General features: G+C 67.5%; 18 protein-coding genes and 1 pseudogene. 12 read left to right on the top strand and 7 right to left on the bottom strand.

Translation table 11 applies throughout. From position 1 onward, the window contains the following. Positions 1-256 (top strand): annotated as a pseudogene (locus AVE30378_RS29290) (hypothetical protein); the annotation flags it as partial. A 50-nt stretch (positions 257-306) separates the two neighbouring features. On the opposite strand, the gene AVE30378_RS29285 reads toward AVE30378_RS29290, so the two are convergent. Continuing rightward, entirely contained in the window at positions 307-1,179 is an 873-nt protein-coding gene (locus tag AVE30378_RS29285) for a DMT family transporter (RefSeq protein WP_129246243.1), read from the bottom strand. Between the two features lie 276 nt (positions 1,180-1,455). Between AVE30378_RS29285 and rplS the strand changes: the two genes are divergently transcribed. Then, complete coding sequence (rplS, locus tag AVE30378_RS29280; protein ID WP_043543023.1) at positions 1,456-1,836, top strand: 50S ribosomal protein L19; 381 nt, start codon at positions 1,456-1,458, stop codon at positions 1,834-1,836. A gap of 123 nt (positions 1,837-1,959) precedes the next feature. Beyond that, positions 1,960-2,691 carry a CoA pyrophosphatase gene (locus AVE30378_RS29275; RefSeq protein ID WP_129246241.1) on the top strand — a complete coding sequence of 244 codons (732 nt, stop codon included), beginning with the start codon at positions 1,960-1,962 and terminating at the stop codon, positions 2,689-2,691. A 115-nt stretch (positions 2,692-2,806) separates the two neighbouring features. On the opposite strand, the gene rsgA is transcribed toward AVE30378_RS29275, so the two are convergent. Together rsgA and AVE30378_RS29265 are read right to left on the bottom strand one after the other, a co-directional pair. Next, a complete protein-coding gene (rsgA, locus tag AVE30378_RS29270; protein ID WP_244235176.1) occupies positions 2,807-3,769 on the bottom strand; it encodes a ribosome small subunit-dependent GTPase A in 963 nt (320 codons plus the stop codon). Further along, complete coding sequence (locus tag AVE30378_RS29265; protein ID WP_129246239.1) at positions 3,766-5,013, bottom strand: M48 family metallopeptidase; 1,248 nt, start codon at positions 5,011-5,013, stop codon at positions 3,766-3,768. Before AVE30378_RS29265 ends, rsgA begins: the two co-directional genes overlap by 4 nt. A gap of 135 nt (positions 5,014-5,148) precedes the next feature. Here AVE30378_RS29265 and orn point away from each other — a divergent pair, with 135 nt between their 5' ends. Next, positions 5,149-5,694 carry an oligoribonuclease gene (gene orn / locus AVE30378_RS29260; protein WP_043543026.1) on the top strand — a complete coding sequence of 182 codons (546 nt, stop codon included), beginning with the start codon at positions 5,149-5,151 and terminating at the stop codon, positions 5,692-5,694. A gap of 11 nt (positions 5,695-5,705) precedes the next feature. Continuing rightward, entirely contained in the window at positions 5,706-6,698 is a 993-nt protein-coding gene (locus tag AVE30378_RS29255) for a sigma-54 interaction domain-containing protein (RefSeq protein WP_129246237.1), read from the top strand. Here the strand turns inward: AVE30378_RS29255 and AVE30378_RS29250 are convergent. Genes AVE30378_RS29250 through AVE30378_RS29240 form a run of 3 tightly spaced genes read right to left on the bottom strand, consistent with a single transcriptional unit; the run spans position 6,685 to position 9,408 of the window. Beyond that, positions 6,685-7,650, bottom strand: a complete 966-nt coding sequence (locus AVE30378_RS29250; protein ID WP_129246235.1) for a tripartite tricarboxylate transporter substrate-binding protein — start codon at positions 7,648-7,650, stop codon at positions 6,685-6,687. The genes AVE30378_RS29255 and AVE30378_RS29250 overlap by 14 nt on opposite strands. Positions 7,651-7,707: 57 nt before the next feature. Then, the gene (locus AVE30378_RS29245; protein WP_129246233.1) at positions 7,708-8,034 is read right to left on the bottom strand and encodes a DUF4387 domain-containing protein; all 327 of its coding nucleotides are present in this window, start codon (positions 8,032-8,034) and stop codon (positions 7,708-7,710) included. Between the two features lie 12 nt (positions 8,035-8,046). After that, entirely contained in the window at positions 8,047-9,408 is a 1,362-nt protein-coding gene (locus tag AVE30378_RS29240; RefSeq protein ID WP_129246231.1) for an acyclic terpene utilization AtuA family protein, read from the bottom strand. Positions 9,409-9,632: 224 nt separating this feature from the next. Between AVE30378_RS29240 and AVE30378_RS29235 the strand changes: the two genes are divergently transcribed. Continuing rightward, positions 9,633-10,268, top strand: coding sequence for an NAD(P)H-hydrate epimerase (locus AVE30378_RS29235; protein WP_129246229.1), 636 nt, complete (start codon positions 9,633-9,635; stop codon positions 10,266-10,268). A 34-nt stretch (positions 10,269-10,302) separates the two neighbouring features. On the opposite strand, the gene paaX is transcribed toward AVE30378_RS29235, so the two are convergent. Next, a complete protein-coding gene (gene paaX, locus AVE30378_RS29230) occupies positions 10,303-11,232 on the bottom strand; it encodes a phenylacetic acid degradation operon negative regulatory protein PaaX (protein WP_129246227.1) in 930 nt (309 codons plus the stop codon). Between the two features lie 173 nt (positions 11,233-11,405). Here paaX and paaA point away from each other — a divergent pair, with 173 nt between their 5' ends. The 6 genes from paaA to paaN all read left to right on the top strand — a co-directional run bounded on the left by paaA (position 11,406) and on the right by paaN (position 16,960). After that, complete coding sequence (paaA, locus tag AVE30378_RS29225; protein WP_129246225.1) at positions 11,406-12,395, top strand: 1,2-phenylacetyl-CoA epoxidase subunit PaaA; 990 nt, start codon at positions 11,406-11,408, stop codon at positions 12,393-12,395. A gap of 183 nt (positions 12,396-12,578) precedes the next feature. Continuing rightward, the gene (gene paaB / locus AVE30378_RS29220; RefSeq protein ID WP_013392438.1) at positions 12,579-12,863 is read left to right on the top strand and encodes a 1,2-phenylacetyl-CoA epoxidase subunit PaaB; all 285 of its coding nucleotides are present in this window, start codon (positions 12,579-12,581) and stop codon (positions 12,861-12,863) included. Positions 12,864-12,878: 15 nt separating this feature from the next. After that, complete coding sequence (paaC, locus tag AVE30378_RS29215) at positions 12,879-13,643, top strand: 1,2-phenylacetyl-CoA epoxidase subunit PaaC (protein ID WP_129246223.1); 765 nt, start codon at positions 12,879-12,881, stop codon at positions 13,641-13,643. Next, complete coding sequence (gene paaD / locus AVE30378_RS29210; protein ID WP_129246221.1) at positions 13,640-14,146, top strand: 1,2-phenylacetyl-CoA epoxidase subunit PaaD; 507 nt, start codon at positions 13,640-13,642, stop codon at positions 14,144-14,146. Before paaC ends, paaD begins: the two co-directional genes overlap by 4 nt. Positions 14,147-14,159: 13 nt before the next feature. Beyond that, positions 14,160-15,248 carry a 1,2-phenylacetyl-CoA epoxidase subunit PaaE gene (gene paaE / locus AVE30378_RS29205; RefSeq protein WP_129246219.1) on the top strand — a complete coding sequence of 363 codons (1,089 nt, stop codon included), beginning with the start codon at positions 14,160-14,162 and terminating at the stop codon, positions 15,246-15,248. 47 nt (positions 15,249-15,295) lie between these two features. Beyond that, positions 15,296-16,960 (top strand): phenylacetic acid degradation protein PaaN, encoded by a 1,665-nt coding sequence (gene paaN / locus AVE30378_RS29200; RefSeq protein WP_129246217.1) that lies wholly within the window; start codon positions 15,296-15,298, stop codon positions 16,958-16,960. Positions 16,961-17,087 lie beyond the last annotated feature (127 nt).

Genomic DNA, 17,087 nt, shown 5'->3' with positions numbered 1-17,087 from the left:
CCTGCTGGCTGGCAAGGGGCCGGCTCCGGTGTCCGTGCCGGCGCCCGAGGTCCGTCCCGCCGCACCGGCCGCACCCCTCGCGCCGGGCCTGGCGGCGGCGCCCGCCGCGCGCGAACGCAGCCTGGGCAACGCCACGGCCGAACCCGTAACGGCTGGCATGACCCGCAAGGCAATGCTGATCGACGTGGCGATGGTGCTGGCCTGGGGCGCCATCATCCCCGGGCTGATGTGGCTGGGCGCCGCCGCCGGTTTCTGAGCCGTCCCGGCGTTCGGGCGAAGCTGGAACCTGGAACGGATTCCTGGCGTTTAGCTGGATCCCAGCAGCACCACGCCCACCAGGATGGACAGGCAGCCGGCCAAGCGGCCCGGCCCCACTTTTTCGCGCAGCAGGAACATGCCCGCCAGGGTGCCCAGCATCATGGACATCTCGCGCGCAGGCGCAACCAGGCTCAGCGGCGCGCCGTTGCGCAAGGCGTACAGCACCAGGATGTAGCCTAGCGGCGACAACAGGCCGACCGCCAGCGCCAGGTGCCAATACCCGCGCATGGATTCCCAGGCGTGGGCCCGGCGGTGCAGCATGTGGGGAGTCATCATGGCCGTGCGGGTCACGCAGGTGAACCAGTCGAACAGCACCGGGCTGATCAGCAATACCTTCACGCCATAGGCATCCACGACGGTGTAGGCCGCGATGAAAAGGCCGATCACCATGCCCCAGCGTACGCCGATCCAGGCCTGCGCCTGCTTGAAGATGGCCAGCCGGCCCTGGGTCGCGATGAGCAGCACGCCGATCACCACGCACAGCATGCCGGCGATGCCGGTGCCGGTGGCGGGTTCGCGCAGCAACAGAAAGGCCCCCGTGGTGGAGAGCAGGGGGCCGGTGCCGCGGGCAATGGGATAGACCACCGACAGGTCGGCCACCTGGTAGCCGCGCTGCAGGCACAGGCTGTAGCCCAAATGCAACAAGCTCGAGGTCAGGATGGCGCCGACCACGGGCCAGGTCCAGTTCATGCCGTCGTGCATCAGCACCCAGACGACCCACGGCGCATACAGCACCGAGGCGCACAACCCATAGGCGAAGACAAACGGAGCGCCCACCATGGCCGCGCGCTTGGCGAGCAGATTCCACGTTGCGTGGGCCATCGCCGCCAGGACGACCAAAATCAGGGACGAGTACGACATGAGGGGAAACCGCGCCGTATGACGTGTTTGTTACAGAGAACGGAAGAGTACCCCAAACCGGGGCGGGCCGGGCTCATGTTACCTGAGGCTTGCCGTGATTTTTGGTGTAGAATCATTGGTTTGCCAAATCTCATCCTCTGCTTGCGGCACATGTATGGGGGTCCGGCTTCATGCTGGGCGGCCATGCACACGCGATTAGGTGCAAACCACAGCGCGTGAACAACATCGAACGGCAAAAGTTTCAGTCCGCAACGACATGATGATCTAGGAGTTCTCATGAACCTTATCGCTATCCTGGAACAGGAAGAAATCGCCCGTCTGACCGGCGGCGTGGCCAAGCCTGAATTTGCTCCCGGTGACACCGTCATCGTGAGCGTGAACGTCGTTGAAGGCACCCGCAAGCGCGTGCAGGCTTTCGAAGGCGTTGTCATCGCCAAGCGCAACCGCGGCCTGAACTCCGCGTTCACCGTGCGCAAGATTTCGTCGGGCGAAGCCGTGGAACGTACGTTCCAGCTTTACTCGCCGCAAATCGCCGGCATCGAAGTCAAGCGCCGCGGCGACGTGCGCCGCGCCAAGCTGTACTACCTGCGCAACCGCTCGGGCAAGTCGGCGCGTATCAAGGAAAAGCTGGTCAGCAAGCAAGCCTCGGCGGCTTGATCGCTTATCGGTACACGGCCCTGCCAGTGTCGGACGCTTACGCCTTCCCGCGTTTTCGTCCGGCACGGGTTTCCGGGTTAAAAAGGCACCTGCGAGGGTGCCTTTTTCTTTTCAAAAAGCCGTATGTCTGATTCCTCGTCTTCCCCGCGGCCCCGGAGGCCGCTGGCGCGTCCCGGCTTCGATCCGGCGACGCAACCGTGGGTGCTGGCCAACGAGTCCCTGCCGGCCGTGCCTGCCCGCCTGCTGACCCCGGATTCGCTGCGGGGCACGCTCAGCCAGCCGTCCACCTGGACGCTGGAGCTGTCGCGCGACACCGACCTGCGTTATCCGGGCCGCGAAGGCGCGCCCGTGCCGGCCGCGGTGCTGATTCCGCTGGTGACGCGCGACAACGGCGTATCCATCATGCTGACGCAGCGCGCCGCCCACCTGCACGACCATGCGGGCCAGATCAGCTTTCCGGGCGGGCGCATCGAACTCAGCGACTCCACGCCGGAGGCGGCCGCCTTGCGCGAAGCGCAGGAAGAAACCGGCCTGCCGGCCAGCTATGTGGAAGTGCTGGGCAGCATGCCGCCGTACCTGACGGCGACGGGATTCTCCATCATCCCCGTGGTGTCGCTCGTGCGTCCCGGCTTCAATCTGGCGCCCGATGCGTTCGAAGTGGCCGAGGTGTTCGAGGTGCCGCTGTCGTTCCTGATGGATCCCGGCAACCACCGCCTGTACGAGGCCCGGCTGGATGACGGCCGGGTGCGCCAGTATTACGGAATGCCCTACGGCAAGCATTTCATCTGGGGGGCGACGGCAGGCATGCTGCGCAACCTCTACCACCTGCTGCGCCACGGCTTCACGCCGCGCTGACCCGCCGATTGCATGCGGGTGCCGGGCACCTTTACCCGGCGCGGTGTCTGACACCCGCACGAGATGCCCGTTCAAGCTGAAACCAGCGCGTCCGGGTGTCTGACACCGGGTTCGTTCAATAACGCTGCTGCCCCGCCAGGTTCTCTTCCAGGATGCGTTGGTACAGCGCGTAGCGCGCCGGATCGATGGCGCCGGCCTCCAGGGCGGCGACCACGCCGCAGCCGGGTTCGTGCCGGTGGGTGCAGTTGTAGAAACGGCACTGTTCGATGGGCAGCGTGAATTCCGGGAAGCCGCGGATGATGTCCTCGCGGCTCAGGTGCTGCAGGCCGAAGGCCTGGAAGCCCGGGGAGTCGATCAGGTCGCCGCCCGGGGCGGGCAGGTGGTAGAGCCGGGTGCTGGTGGTGGTGTGCTTGCCCATGTCCAGGGCGGTGGAGTGTTCGCGCGTGGGCGCGGCCGCGTCCGGCACCAGGGCGTTGAGCAGCGTCGATTTGCCCATGCCGCTTTGTCCGAGCAGCAGGCTGGTGTGCCCGGCCAGGCGCGGCGCGAGCACGGCGTGCACTTTCTCGGGTTCCAGCGCGCTGAGTTCGATCACGTCCACGCCCAGCGCCGCGATCGGCGCCAGCCGCGCGCGCGCCGCCGGCAGCGCGTCCGCCAGGTCGGTCTTGTTCAGGACGACGATAGGCGCGATCCCGGCGCTCCACGCGCCGGCAAGGGCGCGCCCGGTCAGGTCGTCGGAGAAGGTGGGCTGCACGGCGATGACGATCAGCAGTTGGTCCACATTGGACGCGAACTGCTTGGAGCGCATTTCGTCGGAACGGTACAGCAGGTTGCGCCGGGGCAGGATGGCGTCGATGGCGCCTTCGTCCTTGCCTTGGGGCGTGATGCGCACGAGGTCGCCCACGGCGGCCCCGGCCTTCTTGCCGCGCGGAAAGCACTTGCGCAGCGTGCCGTCGGCAAGCTCCACAGTGTAGTGGCGCCCGTGTGCCGCGATGATGCGGCCCTCGTTCGGCGCGGCGGCCTGCGCGCTGGCGTGTTGCCCGTTCTGGTAAGCGCCCTTGGGGCGGCTCGGGCCGCTCATGCGGGCGCCATCAGGTGGCGGATGCGCACGGCGGCGGGGGGATGGCTGTCGTAGAAGGCGGAATGCACAGGGTCGGGGGTCAGTGTGGCGGCGTTGTCGTCGTAGAGTTTGACCAGCGCGGAGACCAGGCGTTCCGCCGAGCTCTGTTCGGCCGCATAGCGGTCCGCTTCGAATTCGTCGCGACGCGAGTACCAACTGGCCAGGGGCGTCAGCATGAAGGTGAATACGGGGATGGCCAGGAAGAACAGCAGCAGCGCCATCGCGTCGTTGCGTCCGCCCAGTTGCGGCAGCACGCCCAGCCCCACGTAGAACCAGGGCTGCTGGGAAACCCAGCCCAGGATGGCGAAGAACGCCAGCGCGGCGGCGAAGCTGAACACGATGCGCTTGACGATGTGGCGCTTGGCGAAATGGCCCAGCTCGTGCGCCAGCACCGCCTCGATCTCGTCGCCGTTCAGCCGCGCCAGCAGCGTGTCGAAGAACACGATGCGGCGCGAGCGCCCGAAGCCCGTGAAATAGGCGTTGCCGTGGGCAGAGCGGCGCGAGCCGTCCATCACGAACAGCCCGTTCAGCGCGAAGCCGCAGCGCTGCGCCAGGCGCTGGATGCGGCCGGCCAGTTCCGGGTCGGACAGCGGGGTGAACTTGTTGAAGAGCGGGGCGATGAACATCGGGTAGACGATCAGCAGCGCCAGGTTGAAGACCGTCCACAGCGCCCAGGCCCAGATCCACCAGTACGCGCCGGCGCTGCCCATCAGCCACAGCACCGCCGCCGCCAGCGGCAGGCCCAGCACCGCGGCCACCGCCAGGCCCTTCAAGGCGTCGGCGGCGAACAACTGCGGGGTCATCCGGTTGAAGCCGAAGCGGGCCTCCAGCCGGAATTGCCGCCACAAGGTGAAGGGCAGGCCCAGCAGGCCCAGCAGCAGCGCCACGGCGACCAGCAACAGCATCTGCCGGAGGAAGTCGTTGCTGGTAAGCTGGCCTACCATCAGGTCGATGAATTGCAGCCCGCCCATCAAGGTCAGGCACACCAGCAGGACGGCGTCGTAGGTGCGCTCCAGCATGCCCAGCTTGACCCGCGCCACGGTGTAGTCGGCCGCGCGCTGATGGCTCGCCAGCCCGATCCGGTGGGAGAATTCGGACGGCACCTGGCCGCGGTTGAGCGCGACGTGGCGGATCTGCCGCGACGCCAGCCACAGGCGCACGGCAATATCGGTCAGCAGGAAGGCGACGAACAGCAAAGTGAACATGGGCGTTGCGGATTGCTCTAGTAGGTGTGTGCGAAAATCGCGTGTTTTACCGCCGGGCCGCCCCAAGGTAAAAGCGCCCCCTTGGGGGCAGCAAGCCGAAGGCGCAGCGTGGGGGCACTCTTATAGGTAAATTATATGGCTGTGAATGAAAACCGCCTGGTCTGGCTGGACATGGAAATGACCGGCCTGGACCCTGAAAAAGAACGCATCATCGAGGTCGCCGTGGTGGTGACCGAGGCTGACCTGACGGTCGTGGCCGAAGGCCCCGTGCTGGTGGTGCACCAGCCCGACAGCCTGCTCGACGCCATGGACAACTGGAACAAGTCCACGCACGGCAAGAGCGGGCTGATCGACAAGGTCAAGGCGTCCACCGTGTCCGAGGCGCAGGCAGAGGATACGCTGTTGGCGTTTCTCGCGCAGCATGTGCCGGCCGGAAAGTCGCCGCTGTGCGGCAATACCATCAGTCAGGACCGCCGGTTCATGTTTGCTTACATGCCGCGCCTGGAGCAGTTCTTCCATTACCGCAACCTCGACGTCAGCACGCTGAAGGAACTGGCGCGCCGCTGGGCGCCCGCGGTCTACAAGGGGTTCGAGAAGAAGAGCCGCCACGAAGCGCTGGCGGACATCTACGAATCGATCGACGAACTGAAGTACTACCGCGAACACTTCCTGAAAGTGTAGCGGCCGCGTCCATGCCGACCGCCCCGTTCGCCTGCGAGCCGCTCATCGGCGACCATCCGTCGATGGCGGCGCTGCGCGATCTGGTGCGCCGGGTTGCGCGCAGCCGCGCCAGCATCGTCCTCATCTACGGCGAAACCGGCACCGGCAAGGGGCTGGTCGCCCGCAGCCTGCATGCGCAGTCGGCGCGCGCGGACAAGGGCTATACCGAGATCAACTGCGCCGCCATTCCCGGCAATCTGCTCGAGTCCGAGCTTTTCGGCCACGAACGGGGCGCGTTCACCGGGGCCGTGGCGCGCAAGACCGGCCTGCTCGAGGCCGCCAATGGCGGCAGCGTGTTCCTGGACGAGATCCGGGAGCTGGATCCGGTCATGCAGGCCAAGATCCTGACGCTGCTGGACAGCCGGCGCTTCCGGCGCATCGGCTCGGTGCAGGAGGTCTCGATCGACGCCCGGTTCATCGCCGCCACCAACAAGATCCTGCTGGGGGAAGTCCAGGCGGGCCGGTTCCGGGACGACCTTTATTACCGGCTGCAGGTCGTGTCGATCAACCTGCCGCCGCTGCGCGAACGCGGCGACGACGTGCTGGTGCTTGCGCAGCGTTTCCTGGAGCGATACAACGCCACCCACGGCAGCGGCTTCACCGCCATCGATCCCGAGGTCCGGCGCATTTTCAGGTCCTATGCGTGGCCGGGCAATGTGCGCGAACTGAGCAATCTGCTCGAACGGATCTGCATCCTGGAAGACGGCGACACCGTGCTGCCGCAACACCTGCCGCAGCGCATCCTGCGCGACGCGGGCAAGCCCGCGCCTTCGCCGGCGTCCCCCTCCGCCGGCGGCTACGCGGAACAGACCGCGCAGTTCCAGCGCGGCCTGATCCGCGCGGCCCTGCGGGCCGAGGAGGGCAACCTGGGCCGCGCCGCGCAGCGCCTGGGCCTGACGCGGCATGCCCTGCGGCACCAGATGGTCAAGCTGGGGCTGGGGCCCGTCGACGCTATTCCGAACTGATGCCGTGCTTGCGGGCGATCCCTTGCCACAGGGATAGTTCATCGCGCACGCGCTCGCCGAACTCGGCGCTGGACTGGCGGGCCGGCACGGTGCCGTCGATGTCGAGCAGCGCCGACATCTCCGGCGAAGCCGAGATCTCGTTCAGCGCCGCATTGAGCCGATCGATGTACGGCTGCGGCGTGCCCGCCGGCGCGAACACGCCCACCCAGATCTGCACCGAATAGCCCGGCAGGGTCTGCGCGGCGGGGGGCAGGCCGGGAAAGGCGGGTTGGGGCGCCTCCGCGGTCGTGGCCAGCAGCTTGACCTTCTTGCCCTGCACGACGGGGGCCAGCGTGCTGTAGTTGGACAGCATGACGTCGATCAGGCCGCCCGCCAGGTCCGAGGCCGCGTTGGCCGCGCCCTTGTAGGGAACGTGCGTCATTGCCGTGCCCGCCGCGTCGTCCAGCATGACCGTCGCCAGGTGCGCCAGCGAGCCGACGCCGGCCGAACCGTAGTTCAGGGCGCCGGGCCGCTTGCGGGCCGCCTCCAGCAGTTGTTGCAGCGACCCGTAGGGCGTCTGCGCCGAAGTCGCGATGACCAGCGGGCCCTGGCCTATCATCGCGACCGGGGCGAATTGCTTCAGCGGATCGTAGGGCAGGTGCGGCTGGGTGGCGGCGGTGGTCAGGAAGGTGCTCGACGTCAGGAGCAGCACCGAGCCGTCCTTGGCCGAGCGCGCGACGTACTCGGAGCCGATCGCGCCGGCGGCGCCGCCGCGGTTCTCGACGATGACCGTGTTGCCGAACCGGGCGGCGAGTTGCGGCGCTATCGCGCGGGCGATCGCGTCGTTGCTGGCGCCGGCGGTGAACGGCACCACGATCTTGACCTGTTTGGGCACGTCGGGCTGGGCCGCGGCCGCCGCGCCGGCCAGGGCGGCCCCGGCCAGGAACAACAAGGTTTCTTTTAGCGCTTTCATGATCGATTCTCGAAGGAAGCGGAAAGGGGCGGGCGCCGTTCCCGGCGCCCGCGGCGTTCAGTCCGGCATGGGGACCGCGATGTCGAGCAGCGGCGCGTATTGCTGCGCCCCGAAGATATCGCCGTCGCCGGCGGATCCGCTGGGAGCCAGCCGGTAGATCGTGAACTTGATGGCCAGGCCGGGATCGTAATGCACGAAGTCGGAGATGCGGCCGTCCTCGATCCGGTACAAGGCCGCCACGCTGGCGCGCGTCACCGCGCCGGAGCGCTTGACCGCCTCGTAGACCGACGGATCCCGGAAGATGATGTCGAAGGTGATTTTGTTCACGCCCGCGTTCTTGCTGCGGATGGTCTTGGCCAGGGTGCTGAGTTTCTGGGTGCTCATGGTCTTGCCGGCTCAGGCGCCAGCCTCGGTGAGGTGGGTCGGGAAGAGTTCGCCGGCATTGTCCACCGGCAAGGTATGGTTCAGGGTCCAGCGGTAGGCCGCGCTCGTGCGCACCACTTCGTCCAGCGGGAACGACACCGAGCCGGCCGTGCCTTTCACGTCGGGCAGGCGGGCGTAGAACATCTGGCGCAAGCCCGTCAACGTCAGCTCTTCGGCCATGTCGCTCGTGGGGGCGACCCCCTGGACCATGACGCAGAGCTCATGGCCGGGCCGGTCCCGCAGCGGCTCCAGGTCGCCCATGACGCCGTCGCGCCCATACACCTTGTAGTGCAGCTCGTAGCCGGAATCGCCGAACCGTTCGCGCACTTTTTCGCGCGCCCAGCCGATGACGCGGTCCACGTTTTCGATGGTGTAGGGATCCCGTATGCCGCACAGTCCCATATAGCGTTCGCCGACCTTGCCGGAACCTTCCAGCTTCACGCGCACCTGGTCGGCGGGGTGGAAGCGCGAGCCGGTGATGCGGGTGGTCTTTTCGCTTAGCTGTTCATAGCTGCAATGGGTCATGTCCAGCTTGCCGCCCGCGAAATATTCTTCGTAGGGGTTGGACCGCTCGTACATCGCGTGGCCGGCGACCGACGCGATGGTGCAGCGCTGGTCGGGGTGCATGGCGGTGACGCGCACGTCTTCCGCCGAGATCTCGCCCATCACGGTTTCCTTGCCGCCATAGGGTTCGGCGCAGAAGGACGCGCATTCCAGCACCTTGCCGAGGTAGTAGGCCTTGTCCGCGTCGTAGCCCCGGTGCAGCGCGGGCGCGGCGAACACCGCGGCGTCCGAGCTGCGCCCGCCGATGATGACGTCCGCGCCGGCTTGCAGCAGTTCGAGATAGGGGTGCACGCCGGCCACCGCCACGATGCGGTCGGTGGCATCCAGCTCCGCCTCCGTCAGGTCGGCGTAGCCGTCCAGCCCGGCCACCTGGGCGCCGTCGCGCAGCGCCTTGCGCACGCGCTCCTTGTCCACTTCGGAATAGAAGTAGCCGATCTTGAACGGCGCCAGCCCGTGTTCGGCGGCGATTTCCTTGATGAGCCGCACGTACAGGTCCACGCGGCTGTTGGAGCCGGTATCGCCGGCCGATCCCACGATCATGGGCACGCCCAGCTTGCGCGCGGCCAGGAGCATCTGCTCCAGGTCGTGGCGCTGCCACGCCTGCGGGCTGGTGGAAGTGTCGGAGCCCAGCGGCACCGGGCCCACGTCGTCGCTGCCCGAGTCGGCGGCGATGCAGTCCGGCCCGGCGGCAACGCCGCGCTGGAAACTCTCGGTACGCAGCGGGGCGAATCCTAAGTGCCCGTTCGGGCAGATGATGCTCATGGAACGCATTGGTATAGTCTCTTCGGTTGGGTCGTCCGGTATCGCTCGTACCGGCCCTGGCTATAACGCAAAATGCATGCCAGCCCGAAATGGCCGGGTCCCCGCCCGGGCGCCCCGCGAGTTTGCGGGGGCAGGCGCGCTGCCGGTTGCGCTATGTTGGAAAATTTTCACGCATTGCGTGAATTTCACGCACTCCCTTGCGGGCAGCCCGCCCGATACGCCAGGTATCCGCCATGCCGTCTTCCTATCCCGTAGCCCAGATCCGCGACGCCGAACGCCAGGCCCTGGCCGAGGGCAGGCGGTTGATGCCTTTGGCGGGGGCGGCCGCGGCCCGTTTCGTGGCGGAAAGGATCCAGCCCGGCACGGCCGTGCTGGCGCTGGCGGGCCCCGGCAACAACGGCGGCGACGCCCTGGTGGCGGCGACCCTGCTGCGCGCGATGGGCCACGACGCGCGCGTGCTGCTGCCCGCGGGCGCGCAGGGGCTGCCCGCCGACGCGGCCCGCGCGCATGCGGGGTGGACCGCCGCGGGCGGCGCGACGCTGTCCGCGCTCGAACCCGGCTTCGTGCCCGGCCTGGTCATCGACGGCCTGTTCGGCATCGGACTGAATCGGCCGCTGGGGGCCGACTGGCAGGCGCTGGTGGACACGGTCAACGGCTGGGGCGTTCCGGTGCTGGCGCTGGACGTGCCCAGCGGCGTGGACGCGGATACGGGCGAAGCCCTGGGGCGGCCGATCCGGGCGCGCTGGACCCTGTCCTTCATCGCCCGCGCCAGGGGGCTGGACCTGTCCGGGTCCGGCGCCGGCGCCATCGGCGAATCGCACGTGGACACGCTGGGCGTGGCGATGCCGGCCGCGGGCGGCGAAGCCTGAGCGCAGCGGAAAGGCGGGGCGTCCGCCCCGCGCCTCAGGCGGGCCTGCCGCCGAAGCGCGACGCGATGTCGGCCGCCACCGGCGCGTACCGTTCGTTGTCGCGGCCGGCCAGGGCGTTCAGGTGGGCTTCCGAGGCATCGAACACCTGCCAATAGATGCGGCCGCAGATCTCGCGGGCCGCATGGCCGGGCCAGTTGTCGGGCAGCATGGGGCCGGGCAGTTGCGGATCGTGCAGCACGATCCGGCGCCAATTGTGCAGCAGCATGACGCGCACGATGAACGCCTCGGAAGGCGAAGGCGGGGTCTCCAGCAGCTTTTCCAGCGGGCCGAAGTTCTTCGTGAACTGCCGGTACTGCTCGGCCACGCCTTCCAGGTTCCAGCATTGCGAGGCCAGGCTGGCTATCGGCAGGCCGCCGGCGCCGGCGAGGTCGCGGGCCGACAGCACCAGCGCCCGGTCCGGGATGCCCAGCTTTTCCAGGATGTCGTGGGCCGCGCGCGCCTCGGTGTGCGGATGGGCGAAGAGCCCGGGCGCGATCATGCCGAATCCTTCCCAGACCAGTTCGCGGCGCAGTTCCGCACGCTCGGCCAGGCCATTTCCGGTGCGCGGCAGCGCGACCAGCGTCCATTCCCCGTTCCATTCCTGCGGCGCGCCTTCATAGATGCGCTGGGAGGCGTGCGCGGTGTGGCGCAGGCCCTGTTCGGAGATCAGATAGAGGCTGCGCCGCCCGTGGCGTTCGGATTGCAGCCAGTTCTGGGCGACCAGCCGGAACACGCTGGTGCGCAGCAGGCGTTCATTGATGCCCAGCGGCGCCAGCAGTTCGATCAGGTCGCCCAGCCAGATGGCGCCGCCGTGTGGGGCCAGGGCGTCGCCCAGCAGGCTGACGCAGAGCGATTTCGCGCGCGGCGGATCGTTCTTGACCAGGCGGGACAGGAAGCGGTCCAGGGACGACTGAGGGTTTGCCATTAGAAGGGGCCGCGGGCGGCCGGTATCGGGTTCGGCAATATGATACATAAATCCAATGTGATACAGATTTGGGTTTGACAATGATTTTTTTGTATTAAATAATCCTCGTATGACATGACGGCACTGCGGAACGTTTGCTTTGCGTTTTCGCAAACCGTCTCAAGGAGACATACATGTACGCTCAACTCGTCGAAACCGGCGTCAAGCAGGTCAAGACCGCGGACCAGCTCGAAGGCCAGGAACAGGCGTTCCAGCGCCGCATCGACGACGGCATCCGCATCGAGGCCAAGGACTGGATGCCCGAGGCCTACCGCAAGACGCTCGTGCGCCAGATTTCCCAGCACGCGCATTCCGAAATCGTGGGCATGCTGCCCGAAGGCAACTGGATCACCCGCGCGCCTTCGCTCAAGCGCAAGGCCATCCTGCTGGCCAAGGTCCAGGACGAGGCCGGCCACGGGCTCTACCTGTACAGCGCCGCGGAAACCCTGGGCGTGTCGCGCGACGACCTGATCGACGACCTGCACGCCGGCCGCGCCAAGTACTCCAGCATCTTCAATTACCCCACGCTCAGTTGGGCCGACATCGGCATGATCGGCTGGCTGGTCGACGGCTCGGCGATCATCAACCAGATCCCGCTGTGCCGCTGCTCCTACGGCCCGTACGCGCGCGCCATGGTGCGCGTCTGTAAGGAGGAATCCTTCCACCAGCGCCAGGGCTACGACCTGCTGATGCAGATGTGCCTGCATGGCACGCCCGAGCAAAAGGCGATGGTGCAGGATTCCCTCAACCGCTGGTGGTGGCCCGCGCTGATGATGTTCGGCCCGAGCGATGCCGATTCCCCCAACAGCGCCCAGTCCATGGCGTGGAAGATCAAGCTCTTCTCCAACGACGAACTGCGCCAGAAGATGGTGGACCAGACCGTGCCGCAAGCCGAGTTCCTGGGCCTGACCGTTCCGGATCCCGACCTGAAGTGGAACGCCGAGCGCGGCCACTACGATTTCGGCGAGATCGACTGGAGCGAGTTCTACGCGGTGCTCAAGGGCAACGGCCCGTGCAACCGCGAACGCCTGGCGGCGCGCGTCAAGGCGCACGAGGACGGCGCCTGGGTGCGCGGCGCCCTGGTCGCCTACGCCGACAAGCAGGCCGAGCGCAAGGCAGCCTGAAAAGGATGACGCCCACCCCCGAAGCGCTGCGCGCTCCCCCCTCCCGGGGGCGCCGCGGCGGCCCGGCGAAGCCGGCTCCGCGCGGCCGCGCAGTTGCTTCGGTAGGTGAGTTTCGGGACTCACTCTTCTAACCATTGCAGATCAGGGCGCGCGGCGCGCGCCCGGCATTCGAGGACATCCATCATGAGCAAAGACTGGCCCCTGTGGGAAGTGTTCATCCGCAGCCAGCACGGCCTGGCCCACAAGCACGTCGGCAGCCTGCACGCCTCCGACGCCGAAATGGCGATCAACCACGCCCGCGACGTCTATACCCGCCGCAACGAAGGCCTGAGCATCTGGGTGGTGCGCGCCTCCGATATCTCGGCCAGCAGCCCGGGCGACAAGGACCCGCTGTTCGAGCCGGCCAACAGCAAGGTCTACCGGCATCCCACGTTTTTCCCGATGCCCGAAGAAATCAAGCACATGTAAGGCGGCGGGGGAGACATGGACAAGACTCTGTTTGAATACCTGCTGCGCCTGGGCGATTCCTCGCTCATCCTGTCGCAGCGCCTGGGCGCGTGGACCGGCCACGGCCCCATCCTGGAAGAAGACCTGGCGCTGACCAACACCGCGCTGGACCTGCTGGGCCAGGCCCGCATGTGGCTGACGCTGGCCGGCGAGGTCGAGGGCGCGGGCCGCGACGAAGATGCGCTGGCCTACCTGCGCGACGCGCACCAGTTCCACAACGCGCTGCTGGCGGAGCGGCCCAACGGCAACTACGCCGACACCATGGCGCGCCAGTTCCTGTTCGACGTCTGGCACTATTTCCTGCTGCAACGCCTGGAGCAGTCGTCCGACGAACGCGTCGCCGCCATCGCGGCCAAGGCCATCAAGGAAGTCACCTACCACGTGCGCCGTTCCTCGGACATGGTGGTGCGCCTGGGCGACGGCACGGCGGAAAGCCATGCCAGGATGCAGTCGGCCATCGACGACGCCTGGCGCTTCACGGGCGAACTGTTCGCCGACGACGCCATCGACCGGGACGTGGCGGCCCGCGGCATCGGCTGCGAACTGTCCGCCCTGCGCCAGCCCTGGCTGGCGCATGTGCGCGAAGTGCTGGAAGAAGCCACCCTGGCGGTGCCGGACGAGGCCGCCGCCAACCACCTGGCCCACCGCGGCGGCCGCCAGGGCAGGCACACCGAGGAGCTGGGCTACGTCCTGGCCGAAATGCAGTTCCTGCCGCGCGCCTATCCGGGAGCCAAGTGGTGAACGCGCTGGCGCCCGTTTCCGCCGACCAGGTATACGCCTGGCTGCAGGAGGTCCCCGATCCGGAGATCCCCGTGCTGTCCGTGGTGGACCTGGGCGTGGTGCGGGACGTGTCCTGGGACGACGGCGCCTGTGTCGTCGTCATCACGCCCACGTATTCCGGCTGTCCGGCCATGCGCGAGATCACCCAGGACATCCAGCAGACGCTGGCGCGCCATGGCGTCGCCGAGGTCCGCGTGGAAACCCGGCTGGCCCCGGCCTGGACCACCGACTGGATGAGCGAGAAGGGGCGCGAGGCGCTCAAGGGCTACGGCATCGCCGCGCCCGCCGAACGCGCCGTCGACATCTCCGGCATCAGCCGGCGCGCCGCCGGCCCTGCCATCGCCTGCCCGCGCTGCGGGTCGCGCGATACGCGCCTGGTCAGCAATTTCGGATCCACGTCGTGCAAGGCGCTGTATCGCTGCGTGTCCTGCCGCGAGCCCTTCGATTATTTCAAGACTCACTAAGAGCGGTTTCGAGATGAGCCAGAACCAATTCCATTCCTTGACGGTGGCGTCGGTGGCGCGCAATACGCGCGACGCCGTCGTCGTGACCTTCGACCTGCCCGAGACGCTGGCCGACGAGTTCGCCTTCCTGCCGGGCCAGTACCTGACCCTGCGCACCCGGCTCGACGGCGAAGAGCTGCGCCGCTCCTATTCCATCTGTTCCGCGCCGCACGACAAGCTGCTGCGCGTGGCGATCAAGAAGGTGGACGAAGGCGCGTTCTCAAGCTGGGCCAACCACGAGCTGCAGCCGGGCCAGACGCTGGAAGTCATGGCGCCGGCGGGCAATTTCACCGTCGATTTTTCTTCCGGGAACGAACGCCACTATGTGGCGTTCGCCGTAGGCAGCGGCATCACGCCGGTGTTTTCGCTGGTCAAGACCGCGCTGTCCACCGAGCCGCGCAGCAAGTTCACGCTGTTCTTCGGCAACCGCGCCTCGTCGGCGGTGCTGTTCCGCGAAGAAATCGAAGACCTGAAGAACCTCTATATGGAGCGCTTCTCGCTGGTCTACATCATGAGCCGCGAGACCCAGGACATCGAACTCTTCAACGGCCGCCTAGACGGCGACAAGGTCGACCAGCTCATGTCGGCCTGGATGAGTCCCGAGGATATCGATTACGCTTTTGTCTGTGGTCCGCAGACCATGACCGAAAGCGTGGTCGAGCGGCTGCAGGCCCGCGGCATCCCGAAGGCGAACATCAAGTTCGAACTCTTCGGCGCGCCGAAGGGGCCGCGCGCGTTGCGCACCGGCCAGGACGCCCGCCAGGCGCCCGGCAAGGGGCAGTGCGAGGTTACCGTGGTGCAGGACGGCCACAGCCGTATGTTCGTCATCGACAAGAACAAAGACAGCGTGCTGGATTCGGCGCTGGCGCAAGGGATCGAGCTGCCGTATTCGTGCAAGGGCGGGGTGTGTTCCACCTGCCGCTGCAAGGTCATCGAGGGCGAGGTGGACATGGACGCCAACTTCGCCCTGGAAGACTACGAAGTGGCGCGCGGCTTCATCCTGAGCTGCCAGAGCTTCCCGGTCAGCGACCGCCTGGTCATCGACTTCGACCAGGAAACCTGACCTGGCCCGCGCCAGGCAGAAAACCATATCCCCATTGGAGAGACGCAGTGTCCCAAGCATTCTTCGAACGCCACCAGCCCCTGCTGGAACAAGCCATGGCCGCGGCAGCGCTGCGCGGCTACTGGAGCCCCTACGCCGAATCGCCCAGCCCCCGCAACTATGGCGAGACCGCCAACGACGACGGGCGCGCCGCGTTCGAAGCCCTGCGCGGCAAGCCTTTCCCGCTGAACCTGCATGACGCCGACGGCACCGTGGGCGGCGAGCAGTCGCCCTATGGCTTCGACCTCGGGATCACCTATCCCCGCGTCCCGGCCGACAAGCTGGTCGCGGCGTCCAAGCGCGCGCTCGAGGATTGGCGCCGCGCCGGTCCGCGCGCCTGGGTCGGGGTGTCGCTGGAGATCCTGGCCCGCCTGAACAAGCTCAGCTTCGAAATCGCCTACGCGGTGCAGCACACGACCGGCCAGGGCTTCATGATGGCCTTCCAGGCCGGCGGCCCGCACGCGCAGGACCGCGGCTTCGAAGCCGTGACCTACGCGTGGCAGGAAATGTCGCGCATTCCGGGCGTGGCCATCTGGGAAAAGCCGCAGGGTAAGAACGACCCCATCCGCATGGAAAAGCAGTTCACCGTGGTGCCGCGCGGCGTCGCGCTGGTGATCGGCTGCTCCACCTTCCCGACCTGGAACGGCTACCCCGGCCTCTTCGCCAGCCTGGCCACCGGCAACACGGTCATCGTCAAGCCTCACCCCGGCGCGATCCTGCCGCTGGCCATCACCGTGAAGGTGGCGCGCGAAGTGCTGCAGGAAGCGGGGTTCGACCCCGACGTCGTGCTGCTGGCCGCCCATGAAGCCGGCGACGACACCGCGCAGAAGCTGGCGCTGGATCCGGCCGTCAAGATCATCGACTTCACCGGCAGTTCCGCCAATGGCGACTGGCTGGAGAACAACGCCCGCCAGGCGCTGGTCTATACCGAGAAGGCCGGCGTGAATCAGGTCATCATCGATTCCACGGACGACCTGAAGGGCGTGGCGCGCAACCTGGCGTTCTCGCTGGCCCTGTATTCGGGCCAGATGTGCACCGCGCCGCAGAACATCTATGTGCCGCGCGACGGCATCCAGACGCCGGAAGGCCGGGTCGGCTTCGACGACGTCGCGGCCGCCCTGGGCACGGCGCTGGACAAGCTCGGCGCCGACGCCGCGCGTGCCGTCGAACTGACCGGCGCCATCCAGAACGAGGGCATCGTCGAGCGCATCGAGAAGGCGCGCGCGCTGGGCCTGCCCGTGGTGGCCGATAGCAAGACGCTCGCCCATCCGCAGTTTGAAAACGCGCGCGTGCGCACGCCGCTGCTGCTGCGCGCCGAGGCCGGCAACGCCGCCATCGGCCAGGAATGGTTCGGTCCGATCGCCTTTGTGGTGGCCACCGACTCCACCGCGCACAGCATCCAGTTGGCGCGCGACAGCGTCATCCGCCATGGCGCGCTGTCCTTCTCCGCCTACACCACCGACAACGCCGTTGCCGAGCGGGTGCAGGACGCGGCGGAAGTGTCCGGCGTTTCGCTCTCGCTCAACCTGACGGGCGCGGTGTTCGTCAACCAGACCGCGGCCTTCAGCGACTTCCACGGCACCGGCGCCAACCCGGCCGCCAACGCGGCGCTGTCGGACTCGGCCTTCGTTTCGAACCGCTTCCGCGTGGTGCAAACCCGCCGTCATGTTTGATCCCACCCCCGAAGCGCTACGCGCTTCCCCCTTAGGCGGGCCCCCCTTAGGCGGGCCCCCCTCAAGGGGGCGCCGCTGCGGCCCGGGGTGGGCGTTACGCATAATCTCTGATGCGAGTGACGTGCCC

Origin of the sequence: Achromobacter veterisilvae (genome assembly GCF_900496975.1) — a bacterium.
GTDB classification, from domain to species: Bacteria; Pseudomonadota; Gammaproteobacteria; order Burkholderiales; family Burkholderiaceae_B; genus Achromobacter; species Achromobacter veterisilvae.
Note: the sequence above shows the minus strand (reverse complement) of the source record. Positions and strands in the feature narration are given on the sequence as shown.

What these genes read in the sequence shown, in the direction of transcription:
- AVE30378_RS29285 (WP_129246243.1), bottom strand. Translation starts at nt 1,179, where the DNA reads ATGTCGTACTCGTCCCTGATTTTGGTCGTCCTGGCGGCGATGGCCCAC.
- rplS (WP_043543023.1), top strand. Translation starts at nt 1,456, where the DNA reads ATGAACCTTATCGCTATCCTGGAACAGGAAGAAATCGCCCGTCTGACC.
- AVE30378_RS29275 (WP_129246241.1), top strand. Translation starts at nt 1,960, where the DNA reads ATGTCTGATTCCTCGTCTTCCCCGCGGCCCCGGAGGCCGCTGGCGCGT.
- rsgA (WP_244235176.1), bottom strand. Translation starts at nt 3,769, where the DNA reads ATGAGCGGCCCGAGCCGCCCCAAGGGCGCTTACCAGAACGGGCAACAC.
- AVE30378_RS29265 (WP_129246239.1), bottom strand. Translation starts at nt 5,013, where the DNA reads ATGTTCACTTTGCTGTTCGTCGCCTTCCTGCTGACCGATATTGCCGTG.
- orn (WP_043543026.1), top strand. Translation starts at nt 5,149, where the DNA reads ATGGCTGTGAATGAAAACCGCCTGGTCTGGCTGGACATGGAAATGACC.
- AVE30378_RS29255 (WP_129246237.1), top strand. Translation starts at nt 5,706, where the DNA reads ATGCCGACCGCCCCGTTCGCCTGCGAGCCGCTCATCGGCGACCATCCG.
- AVE30378_RS29250 (WP_129246235.1), bottom strand. Translation starts at nt 7,650, where the DNA reads ATGAAAGCGCTAAAAGAAACCTTGTTGTTCCTGGCCGGGGCCGCCCTG.
- AVE30378_RS29245 (WP_129246233.1), bottom strand. Translation starts at nt 8,034, where the DNA reads ATGAGCACCCAGAAACTCAGCACCCTGGCCAAGACCATCCGCAGCAAG.
- AVE30378_RS29240 (WP_129246231.1), bottom strand. Translation starts at nt 9,408, where the DNA reads ATGCGTTCCATGAGCATCATCTGCCCGAACGGGCACTTAGGATTCGCC.
- AVE30378_RS29235 (WP_129246229.1), top strand. Translation starts at nt 9,633, where the DNA reads ATGCCGTCTTCCTATCCCGTAGCCCAGATCCGCGACGCCGAACGCCAG.
- paaX (WP_129246227.1), bottom strand. Translation starts at nt 11,232, where the DNA reads ATGGCAAACCCTCAGTCGTCCCTGGACCGCTTCCTGTCCCGCCTGGTC.
- paaA (WP_129246225.1), top strand. Translation starts at nt 11,406, where the DNA reads ATGTACGCTCAACTCGTCGAAACCGGCGTCAAGCAGGTCAAGACCGCG.
- paaB (WP_013392438.1), top strand. Translation starts at nt 12,579, where the DNA reads ATGAGCAAAGACTGGCCCCTGTGGGAAGTGTTCATCCGCAGCCAGCAC.
- paaC (WP_129246223.1), top strand. Translation starts at nt 12,879, where the DNA reads ATGGACAAGACTCTGTTTGAATACCTGCTGCGCCTGGGCGATTCCTCG.
- paaE (WP_129246219.1), top strand. Translation starts at nt 14,160, where the DNA reads ATGAGCCAGAACCAATTCCATTCCTTGACGGTGGCGTCGGTGGCGCGC.